At 35.7% G+C, this 20,469-nt stretch carries 14 protein-coding genes and 1 pseudogene; 8 read left to right on the top strand and 7 right to left on the bottom strand.

The genetic code is table 11. The features are described from left to right. Positions 1-386 precede the first annotated feature (386 nt). Both F6K23_RS25985 and F6K23_RS25980 read right to left on the bottom strand, forming a co-directional pair. Complete coding sequence (locus tag F6K23_RS25985; RefSeq protein WP_293161180.1) at positions 387-1,244, bottom strand: M20/M25/M40 family metallo-hydrolase; 858 nt, start codon at positions 1,242-1,244, stop codon at positions 387-389. Positions 1,245-1,808: 564 nt separating this feature from the next. Then, entirely contained in the window at positions 1,809-2,681 is an 873-nt protein-coding gene (locus F6K23_RS25980) for an EamA family transporter (RefSeq protein WP_293161178.1), read from the bottom strand. 1,694 nt (positions 2,682-4,375) lie between these two features. Between F6K23_RS25980 and F6K23_RS25975 the strand changes: the two genes are divergently transcribed. The 4 genes from F6K23_RS25975 (at position 4,376) to F6K23_RS42145 (ending at position 6,661) form a co-directional block, all read left to right on the top strand. Continuing rightward, positions 4,376-5,032 (top strand): choice-of-anchor E domain-containing protein, encoded by a 657-nt coding sequence (locus F6K23_RS25975; protein WP_293161176.1) that lies wholly within the window; start codon positions 4,376-4,378, stop codon positions 5,030-5,032. A gap of 307 nt (positions 5,033-5,339) precedes the next feature. Then, the gene (locus F6K23_RS42155; RefSeq protein ID WP_367267820.1) at positions 5,340-5,840 is read left to right on the top strand and encodes an RNA-guided endonuclease InsQ/TnpB family protein; all 501 of its coding nucleotides are present in this window, start codon (positions 5,340-5,342) and stop codon (positions 5,838-5,840) included. 9 nt (positions 5,841-5,849) lie between these two features. Then, a complete protein-coding gene (locus F6K23_RS42150; RefSeq protein WP_367267823.1) occupies positions 5,850-6,278 on the top strand; it encodes an RNA-guided endonuclease InsQ/TnpB family protein in 429 nt (142 codons plus the stop codon). 83 nt (positions 6,279-6,361) lie between these two features. Next, the gene (locus tag F6K23_RS42145) at positions 6,362-6,661 is read left to right on the top strand and encodes a zinc ribbon domain-containing protein (RefSeq protein WP_367267819.1); all 300 of its coding nucleotides are present in this window, start codon (positions 6,362-6,364) and stop codon (positions 6,659-6,661) included. A gap of 817 nt (positions 6,662-7,478) precedes the next feature. Here F6K23_RS42145 and F6K23_RS25965 read toward each other — a convergent pair. Continuing rightward, positions 7,479-8,195 (bottom strand): glycerophosphodiester phosphodiesterase, encoded by a 717-nt coding sequence (locus F6K23_RS25965; RefSeq protein WP_293161174.1) that lies wholly within the window; start codon positions 8,193-8,195, stop codon positions 7,479-7,481. A gap of 205 nt (positions 8,196-8,400) precedes the next feature. After that, entirely contained in the window at positions 8,401-8,673 is a 273-nt protein-coding gene (locus F6K23_RS25960; RefSeq protein ID WP_293161172.1) for a transposase, read from the bottom strand. Positions 8,674-9,401: 728 nt separating this feature from the next. Here F6K23_RS25960 and F6K23_RS25955 point away from each other — a divergent pair. From F6K23_RS25955 to F6K23_RS25940, 4 genes and pseudogenes are all read left to right on the top strand, one after another. Further along, positions 9,402-10,805 carry an S-layer homology domain-containing protein gene (locus tag F6K23_RS25955; protein WP_293161170.1) on the top strand — a complete coding sequence of 468 codons (1,404 nt, stop codon included), beginning with the start codon at positions 9,402-9,404 and terminating at the stop codon, positions 10,803-10,805. Between the two features lie 435 nt (positions 10,806-11,240). Further along, entirely contained in the window at positions 11,241-11,813 is a 573-nt protein-coding gene (locus F6K23_RS25950; RefSeq protein WP_293161168.1) for a pentapeptide repeat-containing protein, read from the top strand. A gap of 550 nt (positions 11,814-12,363) precedes the next feature. Then, positions 12,364-13,809: a cyclic nucleotide-binding domain-containing protein gene (locus tag F6K23_RS25945; RefSeq protein WP_293161166.1), complete on the top strand. Its 1,446-nt coding sequence runs from the start codon at positions 12,364-12,366 to the stop codon at positions 13,807-13,809. Between the two features lie 718 nt (positions 13,810-14,527). After that, a pseudogene (locus F6K23_RS25940) lies at positions 14,528-15,786 on the top strand (RNA-guided endonuclease InsQ/TnpB family protein). Between the two features lie 177 nt (positions 15,787-15,963). On the opposite strand, the gene F6K23_RS25935 reads toward F6K23_RS25940, so the two are convergent. The 3 genes from F6K23_RS25935 to larE all read right to left on the bottom strand — a co-directional run bounded on the left by F6K23_RS25935 (position 15,964) and on the right by larE (position 19,951). Beyond that, complete coding sequence (locus tag F6K23_RS25935; RefSeq protein WP_293161164.1) at positions 15,964-17,112, bottom strand: histidinol-phosphate transaminase; 1,149 nt, start codon at positions 17,110-17,112, stop codon at positions 15,964-15,966. Between the two features lie 725 nt (positions 17,113-17,837). Continuing rightward, on the bottom strand, positions 17,838-18,518 hold the full coding sequence (locus F6K23_RS25930; RefSeq protein WP_293161162.1) for an SAM-dependent methyltransferase: 681 nt from the start codon (positions 18,516-18,518) through the stop codon (positions 17,838-17,840). A gap of 605 nt (positions 18,519-19,123) precedes the next feature. Continuing rightward, on the bottom strand, positions 19,124-19,951 hold the full coding sequence (larE, locus tag F6K23_RS25925) for an ATP-dependent sacrificial sulfur transferase LarE (RefSeq protein ID WP_293161243.1): 828 nt from the start codon (positions 19,949-19,951) through the stop codon (positions 19,124-19,126). Positions 19,952-20,469 lie beyond the last annotated feature (518 nt).

Here is a 20,469-nt window from a genome sequence, read left to right as displayed (position 1 = left end):
GGGTTAACTTCTGACTTCTGACTTCTGACTTGGTTAAACCATGTTTCATATCTATTAGACATCTCTGAGGTCAGGACTTTCCATGTAATGTCTCTAAAAAGCTTGTTCAAAAGGATTTATGTTAATTTCTGGAGATTTTTATTGTAGATTTTTTGGGCACAATTATAATTTATTTGAAAGATCAAAAAGAATGGTACGAATAATTTTTCTACTTAAAATATTTTACCTAGAAAGTTTATTTTACTAAAAACAGAGTTTTACTCTAGCTATAATGATATATAGGCTATTTATACTGATTCTTGGGCGTGCAAATGCCATTCGCCCCTACGAATCCTGACTCTTTGAAACAACCTAATTATTTGTAGCAAAAATTTTAGTATTTCACATTACACAATATTTCTAATAGCGACAATTAATCCCTGACAAACTCCCGTGATAAAATCTAAATCTAAAGTTTCAAGAGTATCACTTTGTTGATGATAATTCGGGTTTCGCATATTGGCAGTATCAGTAATCATTATAGCGTTATATCCTCTATCCCAAAATGGAGCATGGTCACTGCGACGAGTATCAGGCACAATTAAACCTCGATTTGGTACTGGCAAAAACTGACAATTAGTTCCTATTTTATTAAATTTTCTACTCATTCGGAACATATCAATAATGGTCAATAAATTACCAATTAATGCAATAAAATTACCTTGGTTTGGATAAAAGTATTTTAATCCTTTAGGATAACTTTGGGAGCCAGGAGTATAGTCACAATAACCTAGCATTTCCAGGGATATCATTAGTCTAAGTTGCTGTTGTTTTTGTTGGAGTTTTTCGGCATAATGACGACTACCTAATAATCCATATTCTTCCATATCAAATGCAACTAAACTAATTGGATATTTCAATGGTTGAGATGAAAATTCTCTGGCTAATTCTAGTAAAACTGCTACACCAGTTGCGTTATCATCTGCTCCTGGTGTACCTGGCACTGCATCATAATGAGCGCCAATTAATATTGGTGCTAAGTTCTGTTTTTTACTATTATTAATAGAAGGTAAATTTAACACTAAATTTTGATGAGTTTTGCCTGTTACCTTAAATTCATCAATTTCTACATTTCCCCACTGTGACAACTGCTGAGAAATATATTGTCTGACATAAAAATGTCCTCCTGATGCTAAATATGGGTCGCGATCGCGTACTATTTCATTCAGATGATTTTCTAATCTTGTTTGTAAATTAAATGTCATAAGTAATTAGGGTTTGCGCTTCACTAGTCTTTTAGTAGGGGTAGGAGACAGGAGACAGGAGACAGGAGACAGGAGGAACAGGGAATTTAGAGGAGATAGGATTCATTAATTGATAATTGATAATGGATAATTGATAATTACCTCTGGTTAAAACCGCTACGGAATTGAATATAAGGAGATATTATTTCTTTTTTCCCCTTAAAAGGGGAGGCTTTAAACCATAATTATTTAATTATTAATTATTAATAATTCGGTAACAATTGTAAGAATGATTTTTTTTGCCCAACTATGCGCCTAAAATACTAACATGCATGAGCGTTTTAGACGTGATACCAGGCACTTTTGAAAGGCCCCAAAAAGGCACTTGGCTTTATATGTCAATGCTTTTAGATTTAATCAGCAAGCCCTAATTATTTAAAAGGGAATAAAAAATATAAGGGAATAGGGAATGGGGAGTAGGAAGTAGGGAGTCAAATATACAATTAATTGTGCTTCACTACTTATTTTTATTTTTTCCCTTCTTCCTTCTTCCCTCTTCCTTCTTCCTTCTTCCTTCTTCCTTCTTCAATTAAGTTGTGAAATACCGATTAAAAATACTCCAAATACCATAATTGCAGCTCCTAAAAATCTTTCTGTAATGCCTTTTTCTTTGAGAATTATTTTTCCCAAAATAACACTAAATAATGCACTGGTTCTTTTGACAGAAATTACATAAGCCACAAAAGTTAAATTTATAGCCATCATTTGACATCCCATAGCTACGGAATTAATCATACCATATATAACTAATTTCCACCCACCAGTTTTAAGTTTATATAGATTATGATGGGATTTATATAAAACAATTGGTAATAGCAAAATTGATATGGTGAAAAATACAGAAATTCCCCAAAAAATAGGTGAAGAATTTTGCACACCTACCTTATCAAAATTACTGCTAAGACTCCAAATAAAAGCAACTAATAAAACTAGTCGTGAACCTTTATCTGTAATAATTGCTAGAAAGGGAGCAAAATATCCTCGCTGTTTCTCTTTGATATTTAACAAATATGAACCAACTACAATTAATAATACGCCTATTATACCGAGCCGGTTAGGAAATTCTCCCACAATTAATGGCGAAGTTATTAATAAAAATAAGGGAGTAAAAGTGGTAATAGGGGCAATAATTGATAAGTCAGAAATCTTAATAGCTTTGAGATAAGTTGTATAGGCGATCGCATTCAAAGAGGAACTGACTGATAGAGCTAACCAAAAATTATTTCCTAACTGAGGAATTTCAATAAAAAATAATAGGGGACTTAAAAATAAAGCAGTAAAAAATGTCAGACTACATCCAATAATATATTCATCAAAATTTTTTAGTTGTGTCTTGTTATAAACATCTTTAACAGATTGAAGAAATGCTACTGAAGTAGCTAAAAAAAGCCAAAGCATAGATTATTTTCCTGCTCAACTGAGTAATTAAGTCGCAGTCTCTATATTAGACATCTCCAGAAATTACATATTTGATCGAACCGCTGTGCTGTAGAGTATGGACATCTCATCAAATGTCCCTAAATTCTGTTGTGGAGATATCTATAGAACCCCTAAGCGTATCTTCATAAATATTAAATTTTTTTAGCTAGGAGACAGGAGACAGGAGGGAAGAGGGAAGAGGGAAGAGGGAAGAGGGAAGAGGAAAGATGTGGGGAGAAATAATACAAAAAATTCAACACTCCTTTTCAGATTTTTCCTCACTCATTGATGCGCGAAAAGACTTGGCTACCATAATTATACAGATCTCAAATGGGTTCTATTCTATATAGGGGAAGAAAGAAGGAAGAAGCTTACAGCGGTTTTCCTGCACGGTAGACCACAGTAGGGGCGTTATAGCAATGTGCGCTGGCATATTTACAAATTGCAGGAATTGTCCAATAGCTAAAAGTCTTATATGATCAGCTTTTTATTCCCCCTATTGCCTTCCGGAGCTGTTGCCTGCGCGCAGCGCTATAACGTAGTTGTGCGTAGCTAATGGCCATTTGCTAAGGCAAAGCTGCGCTTTATATGTCGCGGAGCAAAACGCCTCTATAGGGTTTTGGTTATGAAGATGTGGGTCATCAATCAGCAAAAGCGCTGTAAAACTCAGACAACCTCAGATTTTTCCTTTTTATTTCTTCTGCTATATATGCAATGCACACATTCTTGACATCCTCCCGACGCTGCACTTGCGTGACAGCGCGGGATTCCTAACCATCGCTGATTAGGCTTTTCTGTTTCAATGCACCAGCCTCCAAGGTCGAGCCTCTTTTCGGTCTAAAAGCGCGCTCCACAGACTGACACTGCTAGTCCAGCAGCCATATTTTAAGTCTAACACACTATTAGACTTGTCGCTTTATAACTTAAAAAATCCCCAAAAACCTTGTTCTGTAAGGATTGTAGCTATTGGATAGCAAAAATGCTTGGAATTATTGCTCTGTCTAGGTTAGAGTTATTTTTTCCCTTTATTTAGCGACAACTCTATTGAAAAAACCGCAAAATTGATTGGTTTTTCCTGCGGAATGCTGCGCAAACATCCCGACGCTCCCCTTCGGGAGAGCGCGGGTCTTCAACCAACGTTGAGATAAATGTCTGATATGCGATCGCTTATTTTGGGATTAATGTAACAAATATTACTATTTTATATTCCGTACTTAAACTGGGACAAGATTTTTGATTTCTACTGAATATCACTTACATTTAAGTAAAAAATAAAACATATTGCTTAAGTGCTTGCACGATTGATACTGTTTTTTTACACTTTCAGTACAGATTTAGGATTAAATTTTATTTCTCTAAAAGCCTTTAATAATAAACGTTATAAGATATTTAACTATAATGTATGCATTATTTAGCTTAAAAAACAGCGATCGATATCACTTATTAAAATGATTTTAATCACAGTATAAAACTTTCAAGTTGAATAAAAATAGATACAGGAACGCAGGCAGTGCATCTAGAATACAAAAGTAGAGTATTACTAAAACATGGCCTGTTAATAAATTTGATAGTAGCTAATTACACACACACATACCTAACGAACTATGATTAACAATCTAATTAACTCTAAATTCTTTGCAGGTCTAACTGCTACAGCCGCATTTACTGGCGTAATGACTAATGCTAGCATTGCTAATGCCCTGGTTAAGACATATACAGACGTCTTTGAGCTAGCACCAACAGATATTACTGAAGTCATTTTATCAGTTCAAAAATTCGATAGTAGTCTTGGTGAACTTCAAAACGTCACGATCGGCTTTGATGGACAGATCGTTGGCGATGCCCTAGTAGAAAGCTTGGATGCAGAAGCTCAAACTCTAACTTTTAATCTTTCTGGTGGTTTAGAGTTACTTGAGTCTACTGATACTCTCCCAAACCCTTTGTTTCTAGAGGAAACAGTGAATGCATCAGATTCATTTGATGCAACTGCTCATGATCGTAATATAGATTTTGCAGGTACTTCTGGTCAAGTCTTTAGCGGACTAACAGGTACATTCACTGGAGAGAACATCTATGATGACCAAATTGCATTAAACTTCTTCACTGGTCCTGGTAATGTAGAGTTTTTATTCTCTGCTTCCACTGATGCAACGGTAACAGGTGCAGCTAACATTGCTTCTATTATTTCTACACAAGCTGGAGCAAGTGTTACAGTGACATACGAATTTGAAGCAGCAGAAGACATACCTGAACCTTCTGCAATACTAGGTTTAGGTTTATTTGCTGGAGCAGGCTTTTTATCAAAAATGAAGGGAACCAATAAAGCTTAAATCAAACAAGTTTATTCAGAATAAACTCCTGATAATTTTCCACCGCTTCAAAAATCACGATTCAATTAATTCAATTAAAAATAAAATTATTAGTAAAAAGAGAGCCTCACAACTAAGAGGTTCTTTTTGTTTAGCTAGAGCGCCGAGAAGCCTCACGCCATAATCTGTGATTTGGCGACCAGATGAATCGGCGGCCAATTGAATGGGTTCGATGCCGATTCAATTTGCATGATATCTCAGCAAAAACCTTCGCCCTAGTTGAAAAACTTGTATTATGATATTGCAATAACCCCAGAAAATTTCCACCATGCGCACTGCCTACCAATATAAATTAAGGCCCAAATCATATCAAATAGCCACTATTCAATTGTGGTTGGAATTGTTGCGTCGGCAGTACAACTATCGGTTGGGTGAAAGGTTTTCATGGTGGTCAGAAAACCGTTGTCCAGTTAACACTTGCCCTTTAGTGATGCCAATTCCTCAACTAAGAGATAATCCAAATTATTACTCTCAAAAACGAGATTTGGTCAATACCAAAGACAAGTTTCCTGAGTACAAACTAATTCACTCTCAGGTATGCCAAGATTGCATAAAACGGGTTAAACTTGCCTTTGATAGATGGTTGACAGCAAACAAAAATGGGCAGAAATTAGGAAAACCAAGGTTTAATGGAATTGGACGTTATCGTAGTTTTACTTATCCTCAAATCAAACAAAACTGTATTGAAGGAAATCAAATTAATTTGCCAAAAATAGGCAACATTAAGTTGATTAAACATCGACCGTTACCTGATGGTTTTCACTCTTAAACAGTAAAAATTAGTCGTAAAGCAGATGGTTATTATGTAACTTTATCCCTAGAAGAAAAATCTGTTCCAGCTTTAACAACTAAAGTTGAACCAACATTAAAAAACACTCTAGGAATTGATATGGGGTTGAAAGAATTCTTAGTAACAAGTGAAGGAGAATCAGTCCCCATCCCTCAATACTATCGAAAATCTCAGCAGCGATTAAAAACTCTACAGAAACGTTTATCCCGTAAAAAGAAAGGAAGCAAAAGATGGTTAAAAGCTGTTAAAGCTGTAGCTAAACAACATAAAAAGGTAGCCGATAAACGTAAAGACTTTCATTTCAAAACAGCCAATGAATTGTTATTAAAAGCAGAAGTTATCGCCCATGTAGACGCGGAGCGGCGTGCCGGAGGCAAACTTAAATATAAAAGGGCTAGCAAAGACTCGTTTGAGTAAATCAATTAATGATGCTGGCTGGGGACAATTTCTAACTATTTTAACTGTCAAAGCCGTTAGCGCAGCTCCTGTGAAAGAGGCAAATGCTGGAGGTGAAAACTATAGCAGTGAATCCTCAAAATACCAGCCAAGATTGCTCGAATTGCGGTGGAAAAGTCCCGAAAGAATTAAACATACGAACTCATTCTTGCCCACACTGCGGTATTGTCATAGACCGCGACTTAAATGCAGCAATAAATATAAAAAATAGGGCGGTAGGGCATTCCGTCCTTAAAGCACGCGCTTGCCCGACGGGATACCGGGGCTACGAAACGAGAAGCCCACACTATAGCGTCAGCGAGTGTGTGGGAGTATGTCACAGAATAGTTTGTATAGCAGAATAAAGAAGGAAGAAGGAAAAATATTGCGTTGCCTGAGTTTTAAACTTTTGATCTGTCTTAACCTTTCCTTCGACTACTATAAACAAAAGATTAAGTAACGTGTGTGAGAGTATGCTTACCATTTTTTGGAATAATGGTCAATTTTATGTCTCATGCACCGCGTGCTGTTGGATGGTTACATAATACCAATTTGAAAAAAGAATGTTATGAATAATAAGTGCAATAAAAAGATTTTGCAGGAAATGTCCCTTTGACAAAGCGGTCGATCTTCGGAGCTTCCCGTAGGGTGGGATGGCGTTTGCTACCGCAAACGCTAACAGCGGAGCGGCTCTGTCAAGAGCTAGTCCCCTCGCCATATCCAATCGACCAAGAGAGCGGTGCTACCCCGCGACGACGCCAGCTCGCTTGTGGAACGCGCACCAAGAGAAAAAAAGAATTTACGACCTAAAAACGTATTGAAGCAATTCCCATACGACTCGGTCCTCCTGACTTCCCCTCCTGGGAGCAGGGCTAATTCTTTGTCGTCAGAGAATATTTACAACCCTATATTTTTTTGATATCCTGTGCTTCCCACACTCCCCACACTCCCCACACTCCCCACACTCCCCACACTTCCCACCCCCCTCCTTTTTTCTCTGGTGACAATAAATAGACCCTGCCTCCTGGGAGGGGTTAGAGGTGGGTTGACTCCTAAGAAATAGCCTAACTATTTGTAGCAAATATTTATCAAATTGGTATAACACCATTTCTCAAAAACTTTTCTACATTTTATTGAGTAGGGGAGTGGGGGAGTGGGTAGGAACGTTGGATACAACGAATGCTAATTCCCATCAAATAACTTCAAAGCTAAATCTGGTCTATCTGTAATTAATGCAAATACTCCTTGTTTGACAATTTTAACCATTAAATTTTCATCATTAATCGTCCAAACATAGATCTTCTGATTAATCAATTTCATGCGCCAGACAAAACCAAATTTTATCAATTGATAATTAGGCGAAACAAAATCAGCTTTAGTTGTAAACAAACGAAATTCAGGAAAGATTTCTGATAATCGAGTAGCGATTAATTTTTGGGGTTTACCAACTCCTAATAACAACCCAGTTGTAATTCGATTATCAGCTTTTTTGACCGCAATAATAGCAGCATCAAGAAAAGACTTAATCACATAATCTTGATAATCTAAATATTTTTTGACTAAATTAACTATCTCCAATTCATATCCCACTTCTTTCAATTCAATATCAAGTTTAATTTTCCCCCGACACAACTTCAACACATCCTCTATCAATGGCACATCAAAACCTTTTTGCCGAGAAATATCCAAAAGTTTTTGATAATTCAAATCACTAATTTTCATCCCATCAATTGATTCATCGTGAAACGTAACAAATAAATTATCCTGAGTTTTTCTCACATCAAACTCAACCATTGGTACACCCAATTCAATAGCTTTTTCAAAAGAAGCTAAAGTATTTTCAAATTCCACCAAGCCAGATGCACCCCGGTGAGCAATAATTAATGGTTTAGTAGTCATTTTATAATTTTAGGGAATAGGGAACAATTAATAATTAATAATTAATAATTAATTATTAATTATTACCTCTCCTTGAAAAGAAGAGGATTGACTAAAATATCACTTTTAACTTTTAACTTTTGACTTCTTCCTTTTCTCCCTAATCTTCGCAAACAAATCCTCTAAAACAATTGCTTGGTTTTCACGAATTATTTCAGTAGATAATTTATGCAGAAAATCTGTCAAGCGTATCTTTCAGTTTGGCATGGAATTTAGCTACTCTTACCCGTGCTTTTTCATACCTTTTAGACCCCTTAGTTTTATGAGATAATGACTTACTTAACTTTCTTAACTTCTTAATTCGTTTTTTGAGGGGTTTAGGAGCATCAACTTTTGTACCGTCGCTAAATGTAGCAAAGGTAGAAATGCCTAAATCGATACCTACTGAATTGTCAGTTTGAGGTAAGATTTCTGGTTGTATTTCTACTACAAAACTCAAGAAATATCTATGTAGGGGCGTTAACGATAGTTATGCGAAGCAAACGGCAGTTTGCCCCTACGTCTTTGATTACTGTTACTGATGATGGAGCAGCAGGTAACTCTCACAGGCGAAACAATTTTCAGCTTTCCAATCTTAGCTAAATCAACTTTATGTTGACCAATTTTAAACCCTCATGAGTGTAAATCTTGCAGTTTGTTTTGATTTCCTGCTTTTGAATTTAGGAGGTTTAATAGGTCTACCTTTTCTCCGACCTAGGGACGTTGCATGCAACGTCCGTACTTTAAAAAAGTTTTGATAAGCTTGGTTTAAATCATTCAAATATTGCTGCAATGGTATGTTATAAACTTCTTTAAGCCACTCTCTATATTCAGTCTTTTTTGCTTTGGTAATAAACTGTTTTTGCAGCTTTTCTTTAGTGGGTTTGTTACCTCCTAAAGTATATTTTTATTGACAGCAAGCTAGGCTATCATTCCAAACAACATGTTCACGTTTGCGGTAGCATTCCGATAGGAAAGTGTTGCGTCAGCAAACCCAAGCAAATAGCTTGGCTAATCGGTATTTTTTTCCTGGTTTTGGATATATACGATACTTAAATATAGCTTTCATAATCTGTCAACTAAACTAATAGTATTGTAACATATTTATTGAAACATTTAGCAACTAAAAATCGCCCTTCAAGGGCGAGACTTGGGAGCAAATTTTTCGGTCACTATATAGCTATAACAATGACAAATATACCTCCGAACCCACCTTCACGGTCAAGGCCAGTGGAACGTGATGAGTGGATTGCAATATTTGTAGCCTTAGCGACTCTTGGCAGTGTATTTTTCTGGACAACTACTCAAGGAAATAATGGGTTTAATCTATTCTCTAAACCTATTCTTTCTTTATCTGAATCTGAATCTGAAACAGTTGATAATCCAGATGTTAGTACAGAAGAGTCAATCTTTAGCTTAGGCTCACCACAACTTAATACCCTGACTGGCGAACCAGCATCAAATTTTGGTCAAGCACTTTCTTCTTCTGAAGAGTTAGAAACAAGTTTGGCTACTCTGACTCCTATTACTGATACTTTTGAGCAGTTAGAGACAAGTGTTAAAGGTTTGGATCGAGCTAATACTGAGGCTGAGACAACACTCAAATTAGCCAAACCGCCAAAAGTCCCACAAGTTGGAAAGGGTTTGGCCACATTAGGTATTGGAAGTATGTTATCTGAATCTCCAATGGCAACTCCATCTTTACCTCTAGCCCCTCCGATTCCTAGTTTAACAACAGAGTCACCCACGGCAACAACTCCATCTCCAGAGCAGGTAACTTTTAAGTCACCAGGGGCGAGTGAAACAGCAACAACTCCATCTCCAGAGGTGGCAACTTCTGGCTCGCCAGAGGTGAGTGAAATAGCAACAACTCCACCTCCAGAGGTGGCAACTTCTGAATCACCCACAGCAACAATTCCATCTCCAGAGGTGGCAACTTCTGAAATTCCGTTAGTCGGTACAGCAGCGCCATCTCCTGAAATATCTCCTATTGGCAAAATTAAATTTTCTGATGTTCCAGATAATTTTTGGGCCAGTAATTTCATTCAACCTTTGGAAGAACGTGATATTATTGCTAAGGTTGATAACGATAAATTCGAGGCAGATAAACCTGTAACGCGAGCCGAATTTGCTACTCAAATTCCTAAAGTATTTGAGGAAAAATTAACAGAAAGTGCTGTTAACTATAAGGATGTACCAGCAGATTCACCGACTCAAAAAGAAATTCAAACAGCTACTAAATCTGGTTTTTTGAGTGGGTATCCAGGAAATATTTTTCGTCCAGAACAAGAAGTACCAAGATTACAGGTATTAGTTGCTTTAGCTAGTGGCTTAAATCTGGAAATTCCATCAAATCCTGATCAGGTTTTAAGTATTTATAAAGACAAAGAAAAAATACCTGATTGGGCTAAGGAAAAATTAGCAGCAGCAACTTCTACTGGATTGGTAGTAAATCATCCAGATGTAACAATTTTGAATCCAAATAAACCTGCTACTCGTGCTGAAGTTACAGCGATGTTTTATCAGGCTTTAGTAAGATTAGGAAGGGTAGAACAGGTTTCATCAGAATATATTGTGACTCCGAAAAATTAAAATCGGCTGTCTTTTTTGATGAACAGTTTTTCTCTAAAAATTCACCCTAAATAATCAATGTCTAAAACACCCGGTTTCTCCTAGAGACCGGGTTGTTCAACAATGAATGTTGAATTTTGTTCCTTCCTTCTTTCTTCCCTTCTGACTTCTGTACGGGCAAATGGCCATATAGCCTGACGGCATGGGCTTCGCAATTGCGCCCCTACTTCCTGACTCCTCACTAAGTTATTTATAAGTATTCAACCGAACATGATATTATTCCTTTCCTACAGCATTTGTAAAATTATTTTTAACCCATGGTATAAGTTATCAGTAAATAAAAACTTGACTCTGGACAGGTAGCCAACCTAATAAAAATAATAATTAAGTAATTTAGTTGACTTAAATTAGTTGATTAAGTGAATATTTTTCTTGAAAGTAATTGAGGATATTAAAATGGATTCAAAAGAATTAATTGAACGCTACAATAATGGAGAAACTGACTTCACAGGAGTAGATTTGCGGAAAGCTAACTTAGAGAGAGCTAATCTACACAGAATATGTTTACGGAATGCTTGCTTAAAAAAAGCTTCTCTCGAAAAAGCAGACCTACGGGGAGCTAACCTCAGAGGAGCAGACTTAACTGATGTGAGAATGAATCGTGCTTCATTGATAGATGCAGACCTAAGTGAGGCTCAAGTTAAAGGGTCGGCAGAATTCCGTGAAGCAGACTTTTACAGAGCAGACTTAACTAAAGCAAATTTAAGTGGGGCTGACTTTCGTGAGGCAGATTTTCGGGAAGCTTCTTTGCGAGAGGCTTGTTTAGAGGGCGCTTCGTTACGAGAGACAGACCTGCGTTTGGCTTCATTAAGTGGGGCAAATCTCAAAAAAGCATCTTTGCGCAAGGCCAATTTATATAAGGCATCTCTCAGTCAAGCTGACTTAACTGAAGCTGATTTAAAGAATGTAGACCTAACTCATACAAATTTGCATGGCACAATAATGCCTGATACTACGGTACATGAGTGAGAAATTTATCCATAACTAACCGATTAATTCTTCATATTTTTCTGTCTCAGGTTCATCATCGCTATAATCATTGTTTATTGTTTTATAGCAGAAGGAAGAGGGAAAAAGGAAGAAGACTTTAGTTATCTAGGAGAGAAGGAAAAAGGACAAATATTGTGTTTGATTCGATTGCTATATACTGATTTTTCAGATAGTAATTTATACTTTTTTGGGGGATAAATAGGGAGCATAAATTAACATAATTTACAATTTAATTACGTTACTAATTATTGTCAATTTATTAGCATTCATTTATTAGGGAGAATCTTTATTTTGTTTTACCTTTATTTGTTTTGCTTTTCAGGTTATATCATATCCGGATAATCAGTGATCAAAAAACCTTCTCCCTTGGAACCTTTCTTTCCCTTCTACCTTCTGCCTTTCTTCCTCCTAGGTTTAAGTATTCAAGGGGACATGATATTAGTTGTTTTACTTCATTAATATGAAAAATTTTAGATTATCTCTCCATAAAATCAAAATCTAATTGCTATAGAATAAATATTTAAACTTTATGCTCCAAAAAGTACAAAATTTATTATTACAACTAGCTGAAATGTTTACGACTCCCCTACTTTTTGTCGGGGATACTTATATATCTTTAAGTTTACTTTTAAAACTATGTTTATATCTAATTACAGTTCTTATATTCGGTAGAATATTCAAAAATTTACTCAAAAAAGTATTTCTAGTAAAACTAGGTATAGATGAAGCTAATCGAGAGGCAATATCTACAATATTCAGCTATGGAGTGAGTACCCTAGGCGTGATAATTATTTTACAAACACAAGGTTTTAATGTCTCTTCATTAGCAGTTTTAGCCGGGGGTTTAGGTGTAGGTATTGGTTTAGGATTTCAGAATATTACTAAAAACTTTATTAGTGGTTTGAATGTACTGATAGAAAGACCCATAAAAATAGGAGATTTTATTGAATTAGATAATGATTTAGGTTTTGTGGAAGAAATTGGTTTGCGTTCAACTAGAATTAGAACATTAAATGGTAGTCATATAATTATTCCTAATGGTGTCTTAATAGAAGGAAAAATACATAACTTAAGCTACGATAGTTTTAAAGGTAGGATTGACCTTGATATTTTTGTATCTGATGATAGTGACCCAGTATTAGTTACAGAAACGGTACTAATGTCAGCTTATATGGAACCTGTAGTATTACGAGAACCACCTCCAAAAGTTTTGTTTCTGGGGTTTCAAGATAACGCCTTTAAGTTTCAATTATGGGTATGGGTAAAGGAAATTTATAATCAACCAATTTATATGAGTTCTTTACGGTTTATTATCTACAATAATTTACATAAACAGGGTATTTTAATTCCTTGGGACCATATTAAGATATATCTGAATAATACACAAGAATCACCACACTTAGAATCATCTCAAAATACTGTTCTTCATGGGGTAATAGACCATCAGTCTATACCTAGTAAACCTCTATCAGCTAGAGATTTATTATTACAAGTGGCTTATTTTGAAAACTTTACTGATGTTGAGTTACGAAAATTGATAGAAGTAGGGTATAGAAAACGTCTCAGACCATTAAATATTTTATTCCATGAAGGAGACCCTGGTGATACTTTTTATATTATTCTTTCCGGTTCAGTAGAGGTCTTTGTTGAAAAAATTAATAAAAATCTGACTACTCTAAAAGCTGGCAATTTTTTTGGAGAATTAGCTTTAATGTTAGGTATTCCTCGTACAGCTTCAGTTAGGGCACTTGAAGATACAATTTTATTTGCTATTCATAAAAAAGGCTTTGAAAAAATATTACATGAAAATCCACAATTAGCAGAGGTAATTGTACAAGAATTGGGTAAACATCAAGAAGAATTATCTGAACGTCAAAATGAACTTAGAAGATTGGGATTAGTTGATGCAGAAGAAGATGATAAAAATCCTGTGGTTTGGGTCAGAAATCGTCTGAAAAATATGTTTAATTTATAATTAGGGTCTGCGCTCAAAAGTCTTTTAGTAGAGACGGGAGACAGGAGACAGGAGACAGGAAGAACGGGGAATGAGCGAGGAGGTAGGAGTAAGAATTGTAAGAATTATTTTTCTGCACAACTATGCGCCTAAAATACTAAATTTTTGAATCATTACTACCTAAAACCTCGCACTTTTTGATACTTAAAAAGGCTAAAACCTACATTCCGCACGACAAAATGTAATATAAAAGAAGGAGACAGGAGACAGGAGACATAATTTTAGAAGAAAATTATAGCTGCCGTGATTGAGTCATCAATACTGCAAGTATTTATGCGTAAATTTTTTACTTGGAATTTGATGAACGAAAAAAGTATTGAGATGATTTGCATAGTATGAATACCTACCAAGCTACAGATTCATATACTACTTTTAATGTTACGCTCTTGACCTGCGGAATGTGGGCTCAAACCTTTATCTGCAAAGACTTTTAGATTTATTCAGCAAGCCCTAATTAGGGTTTGCGCTTCACTAGTATTATGGGTAAGGGTAGGAGACAGGAGACAGGAGAAATGGGAATTATAGAGGAGGTAGGAGAAAGAATAATCCCTTGATTATCTAAGTGTTGCGAGAAGACCCGCGCTCTCCGGATACGGGAGCGTCGCATGGGAATCGCAATCAATGCTGATATTTCAAAGACTTTGTGTTAAACTGTGGAAAGTTAATTAGCTAGTAGTAAATGGTCGAGAAAGCATACAAATTTAGAGTCTACCCAACACCAGAACAAGAAAACTTGTTGCGGAGGACTTTAGGCTGTGTACGCCTCATCTACAACAAAGCTTTAGCTGCGAGGACTCAAGCTTGGCATGAGAACAAAGAACGGGTAGGATATACTCAAACCTCAGCCATGCTTACGAATTGGAAGAAACAGGAAGATTTAGATTTTCTGAGTGAAGTTAGTAGTGTCCCATTGCAACAAGGCTTGAGGCATTTACAAACTGCATTCACTAACTTTTTTACTGGGCGTGCTAAATACCCTAATTTTAAGAAAAAGCGGAATGGTGGTAGTGCAGAGTTCACAAAATCCGCATTTAAGTGGAAAGATGGTCAAGTCTACCTAGCTAAATGTGCTGAACCATTACCGATCAGATGGAGTAGGCAACTGCCACAAAACTGTGTACCAACGACAATTACCGTAAAACTTGACCCAAGTGGTAGATGGTCAGTGTCTTTGAGAGTCAATGACCCTAGAGATTTAAAACTGAACCCAGTAACCAAGCAAGTTGGTATTGACGCGCGGAATTACCAGTTTAGTTACTACCAGTGATGGAGAAAAAATTGCTAACCCAAAAAAACTCAACAAGTTACACAAAAAATTAAGGTTAGCTCAGAAGTCTCTAAAGAGAAAAACCAAAGGCTCTAATAACTATCACAAAGCCAGGATAAAAGTAGCTAGGATACACGCAAAAATCAAAGATTCAAGGCTTGACTATACTCACAAGCTAACTACTCAATTAATTAGAGAAAATCAAACTATTGTAGTTGAGGATTTAGCAGTAAAAAATATGGTCAAAAACCATAAATTAGCTAGAGCAATTAGTGATGCCAACTGGGGAGAATTACTCAGGCAATTAGAGTATAAGGCTGATTGGTATGGCCGAGAGTTAATCAAAATTGATAGATACTTTCCCAGTTCTAAACGTTGCTCTAGTTGTGGGCACATAGTAGAAAAATTACCATTAAACATTAGAGAGTGGGATTGCCCCGAATGTGCAGCTCACCATGATCGGGACATCAATGCAAGTATAAATATTTTGCGGATGGGAACCCGCGTCGGCGATAGACGCAAGGGAACGCCCACGCTCGAAGGCTGCGGGAGGAGCAGTGTCAGTCTGTGGAGCGACTGTAAGACCATCTGGGAGTAAATCTCGGAAGGCAGGTGCTATGAAACAGAAAGCCCCTAACAGTGATGCTAGGGAATCCCGCGCTGTCTCGTGAGAGCAGCGTCGGGAGGATGTCAATCTGCCCAACTCTTGCCTAATATGCTAATTTTTTGAACCATTAGGACCACTAAGCTTGGACTTTTTTTAACTAAAAAATGCGCTCAACCTTTATATGTCAATGATTTTAGATTTAATCAGCAAGCCCTAATAATTAATAATTAATAATTAATTATTAATTATTAATTGTTGAAAAAATACCTTTAATTCTCTCAATTGTACGCTGATTTTCTTCAGGAGTTCCTACCGTAATTCTTAAACCACCACCTGTATGGCGAATTAAAGTCCCCTGATTTTTAAGCTGCTGCATCAAATTATTTAAACCTTCTTCCTGAGACAGATTTTCTCCTAATAAACTCAACCCTTTATCCGTAAGTCTGGCATAAAAGAAATTAGCTGTACTTTCCCAAACTTGTAAAGCTGAAATTTCCGCAAAACTATCAAATAACTTAGCTCTTTCTGTCAAAATTTCCGGTATAAAAGATAATACATCTTGTCTGTAGGTAAGCACTAATTTAGCAGCAGCTTGAGAAAAACTTGGTAAGTTGTAAGGAAGACGAACTTTTTCCAAATTAATAATAACTTCTGGATGAGCGATCGCATATCCTACCCGGAGGGAAGCTAATCTAAAAGCTTTTGAAAATGTTCTTAAAATTACCCAATTAGGGTGTTGCTTTAATTGTTCAGCTACAGTAGTCTGACTAAACTCAAAATAGGCTTCATCAATTACTACCATAATTTCTTCAGGTAAACTAAGCAACCATTCTAATTCTTTAGCAGTTAAAGCATTAGCTGTAGGAGAGTTTGGGTTAACAACAAATACTACTTTTACAGTGGAATTTTTTGTTTGATTAATAGCATCGCGAGCTGCAGAAATATCTATTTCAAAATTTGCCTCATTTCTAGCAACATTGACTATGGGAATACCAAGAGTTTTGGCAAGAATAGAATACATAGAAAAAGTAGGATTAGCAGTTAAAATAGAACCTTCTTCCCCTAAACAAGTAGCAATTAAAATAGAACGAATTAACTCATCTGAGCCATTACCAACAGAAATATTATCGGCAGAAATATTAGCTGATGGAGTTGCTTCATTCACATATTCAGCTATAGCTTCTTTAAGTTGGAAGTGACTGCCATCTGGATAACGGTTTGTTTCAATTAATTCTTGATAATTTCCAGCTAACTTTTGCTTTAAATTATCTGATAAATCATAAGGACATTCATTAGTATCTAATCTATCTAAAGGAATTTCTGAACTGCCACCAGGATGAGGCGTATAAGCTTTAAGATTACTCAGTTCTGAACGAATAAAAGGTAACATAAATTTTTTAGAGTTATTTTTACATCCTAATTAGAGTTTGCTGAAAAAGTCTTTTAGTAGGGGTAGAAGATAGGATACAGGAGAAATTGGAATGAGCGAGGAGGTAAGATTCAACAATTAATAATTAATAATTAATAATTAATAATTACCTCTCCTTGAAAACGGAATTGATTGACTCAAAGGAAAAATTTTTCTTGTTTCTCTTTGAAAGGAGAGGATTTTTACCTTCATTATTCGCTAACAATTGTCAGAATGATGTTTCTGCCCAATTCTTGCCTAAAATACTAACTTTTTGAGCATAAAGAGCTGAAAAATTTGCACTTTTTAAAGGCCCCAAAAAGGCTAAAGCCTTTATATGTCAATGCTTTTAGATTAGATCGGTAAGCCCTAATTAGAGGATGTCATTTATTATAGACTTTGCCACAATTTTTGGAAATAGGAAACTGTTCAGAAAAAGTTGATTTCTATATACAGCAATATGATTTGAGTTGTGAGATATTGGAAACTTTTAGGGAACACCGGAACTGGGCACTGGAAACAGAGAAGAAGAAAAAAAATCCTTTTTTCGGTAATTGTTAATTCTTGAATTATTCCTTCATTAATTATCTTTTTATTTTGGATTTAATACCCCACTGTCACCCGCAGTGTTTACAATTGGTCGGGGTTTGAGTCCCCATCCATTTTTTCTTCCTTTTTTTCCTTTTTCCTTCTTCCTTCTTCCTTCTTCAAACAAATATTTGCAACATTTGATTACCTCCTTTCTGAAATTCATAAGTTACTTGTTTAATTTCTGCTTTATATCCTTTAGTTGTTAATTTTTCAATTATTGGCGTTAATAATGGTGAGATTTCTCCAGAAAGTTTAAGCAAAAGAAAAATTCGTACTTGTTTAGCAACTCGACACATTTCTAAAATTGATTCTAGATGAAATTCTGCTGAGAGACGATCGGAATATAAAAATAGAAAATGGCTACATAAAGCTAAATCAAATCTGTGATTATCAAAAGGCAGTTTCGGCAATTCAGCAGTTAAATAACGTTTTTCCTGAAATCCATTAGGAAAGTCTAATAAAAATTTTTCCATTGCTGCCATTCTTACCTTTAGTAGATTTTCTGGCGACTGTAAATTTTGCCAAACAAAAGTATCATAATTTGCCTTTATTTGGTCAATAATATTTTGAGAAGTTGCCTGAATACGTTGAGAAATTTCATCAGCATTAAACTTATATATTGGGTCGCAGGAAATGACATTATATCTTTCAAAAGTCATTTCATAATTAAAACTTGAAGGTCCTACTGCACAGTCGAGAATTTTTAATTTCTTTTCTTCTGGAGTAAGGTCGAACATAGAAATATATTCGTCAAGATTTCGACCCCAAGGTACTATTTTTTCTAGTTTAATTGTCATAGTTATTTCTTAGGAGTCAGGAGTCAGGATTCAGGAGTCAGAATGAATCGCTTTGATACTATTTATTAGGTCATAATTTATCTTTTTCGTCCAATGGATATCTCCTATAAAGTATTTTAATGGCTCTTATTATTCGTAACATTCTTTTTCCAAATTGGTATTAGATATTTTCCCACTTTAAATTCTGGTGTTTCACAAAATGATTTGACTATTGCGGCATACATAATAGAGAGGAAGTAGATATTTCTCTACAACAGACTCGGAAGTTATGCGCTTCACAAAATGATTTGACTATTGCGGCATACATAATAGAGAGGAAGTAGATATTTCTCTACAACAGACTCGGAAGTTATGCGCTTCACAAAATGATTTGACTATTGCGGCATACATAATAGAGAGGAAGTAGATATTTCTCTACAACAGACTCGGAAGTTATGCGCTTCACAAAATGATTTGACTATTGCGACATACACAATAGAGAGGGGGAGTAGATATAGCAGTCTCTAAGACGCTTAGGAAATAAAGGGCAAATATAGTTTTGGCAGATCGAGGGTGGCAACTATATGCCTAATTATGGAAATAACTTAATTTCTAGGAAATCTACTTTAAACTTTTCCCCCCAATACCTCCGACGACAAAACCTGATTTAACTTCCCACTCCGGTATCCTTCTAAATCTAAAGTGACATAAATAAATCCAAACTCTTTAAACCTTTCTACTAACTGAGGCAAATTTATTGTCAACACAAATTCTTTAATTTGTTCCGGTGGAAGTTCAATTCTAGCAGTATCTTTTTCCGAACGAACTCGTAAATTTTTTAATCCCAAATCTCGCAAATATCTTTCCCCACGACCAACCCTTTGTAACTTCTCAAAAGTAATTTCTTCCCCATAAGGAAAACGGGAACTTAAACAAGGTTGAGCTGGTTTATCCCACCAAGGCAAACCCAATTCTTTAGCAAGTTGTCTAACTTCAAACTTACTAATTCCTAATTCTGCTAAAGGCGATCTAGCTCCTCTTTCTTTTGCTGCTTGAATACCAGGACGATAATCTCGTAAATCATCTGAATTTACCCCATCTACTACATAAGAATAACCCCGCTTTAAAGCTAAAGGTTTAAGAGTATCATGCAATTCACTTTTACAAAAGTAACAACGATTTATTGGATTAGAAGTATAATTGGGATTCTCCATTTCATTAGTTTCTACTTCTTCATGGGAAATACCAATTACTGCTGCTTGAATACGAGCATCTTCTAAATCTTCAGGTAATAAAGAGGGAGAAATAGCAGTTATAGCTAAAGCTTTATTTCCCAATACATCATAAGCAACTTTTGCTACTAAAGTGCTATCTATTCCGCCGGAGTAAGCAATCAAAGCTTTCTCCATTTCTGAAAATATTGTTTTCAGTTCTTTGAGTTTTTTTGTTAACATCATTTTCTCTATTTATTGATTTTTCTTGTTGTTAATTTTATTCTTATTGATTATAGCAATTATAGAAGGAAGAGGGAAGAAGGAAGAAGGAAGAAGGAAGAAGGAAGAAGACATATTAGATATTCTGTTGTTTTAGAGATTCCATAAGTCAAGAGTAGTAATGGAAGTTGCTATAGATGCTAGTAGGGTGCGGTGGAAATACAGCTACTATTTTTATTGATCACTTATTACTCAGTTTTTTGTACAACCTCAAAGCTTCCTCTAGTTAATTGACTTAAGAAAAACCAGACAAATTATTTTTTCTAATACCATTTTCAAATCAAGATTGCCCTAGTCAGATTTTGTGGGAAAATTCTCAATTAACTGCCATTGCTAGAATTAACTATTACCCAACTTTTCTCACCTACAACCTCAAAGCTTCCTCTAGTTAATTGACTTAAGAAAAACCAGACAAATTATTTTTTCTAATACCATTTTCAAATCAAGATTGCCCTAGTCAGATTTTCTGGGAAAATTCT

The sequence above is a fragment of the Okeania sp. SIO2C9 genome, from assembly GCF_010672455.1.
Classification (GTDB): domain Bacteria; phylum Cyanobacteriota; class Cyanobacteriia; order Cyanobacteriales; family Microcoleaceae; genus Okeania.
The sequence above is the reverse complement of the archived record's forward strand: the minus strand, read 5'-3'. Positions and strand labels throughout refer to the sequence as shown.

Excerpts from the sequence above, each read along its gene's own strand:
- F6K23_RS25985 (WP_293161180.1), bottom strand. The coding sequence starts at position 1,244 with ATGACATTTAATTTACAAACAAGATTAGAAAATCATCTGAATGAAATA.
- F6K23_RS25980 (WP_293161178.1), bottom strand. The coding sequence starts at position 2,681 with ATGCTTTGGCTTTTTTTAGCTACTTCAGTAGCATTTCTTCAATCTGTT.
- F6K23_RS25975 (WP_293161176.1), top strand. The coding sequence starts at position 4,376 with ATGACTAATGCTAGCATTGCTAATGCCCTGGTTAAGACATATACAGAC.
- F6K23_RS42155 (WP_367267820.1), top strand. The coding sequence starts at position 5,340 with ATGCGCACTGCCTACCAATATAAATTAAGGCCCAAATCATATCAAATA.
- F6K23_RS42145 (WP_367267819.1), top strand. The coding sequence starts at position 6,362 with ATGCTGGAGGTGAAAACTATAGCAGTGAATCCTCAAAATACCAGCCAA.
- F6K23_RS25965 (WP_293161174.1), bottom strand. The coding sequence starts at position 8,195 with ATGACTACTAAACCATTAATTATTGCTCACCGGGGTGCATCTGGCTTG.
- F6K23_RS25955 (WP_293161170.1), top strand. The coding sequence starts at position 9,402 with ATGACAAATATACCTCCGAACCCACCTTCACGGTCAAGGCCAGTGGAA.
- F6K23_RS25950 (WP_293161168.1), top strand. The coding sequence starts at position 11,241 with ATGGATTCAAAAGAATTAATTGAACGCTACAATAATGGAGAAACTGAC.
- F6K23_RS25945 (WP_293161166.1), top strand. The coding sequence starts at position 12,364 with ATGCTCCAAAAAGTACAAAATTTATTATTACAACTAGCTGAAATGTTT.
- F6K23_RS25935 (WP_293161164.1), bottom strand. The coding sequence starts at position 17,112 with ATGTTACCTTTTATTCGTTCAGAACTGAGTAATCTTAAAGCTTATACG.
- F6K23_RS25930 (WP_293161162.1), bottom strand. The coding sequence starts at position 18,518 with ATGACAATTAAACTAGAAAAAATAGTACCTTGGGGTCGAAATCTTGAC.
- larE (WP_293161243.1), bottom strand. The coding sequence starts at position 19,951 with ATGTTAACAAAAAAACTCAAAGAACTGAAAACAATATTTTCAGAAATG.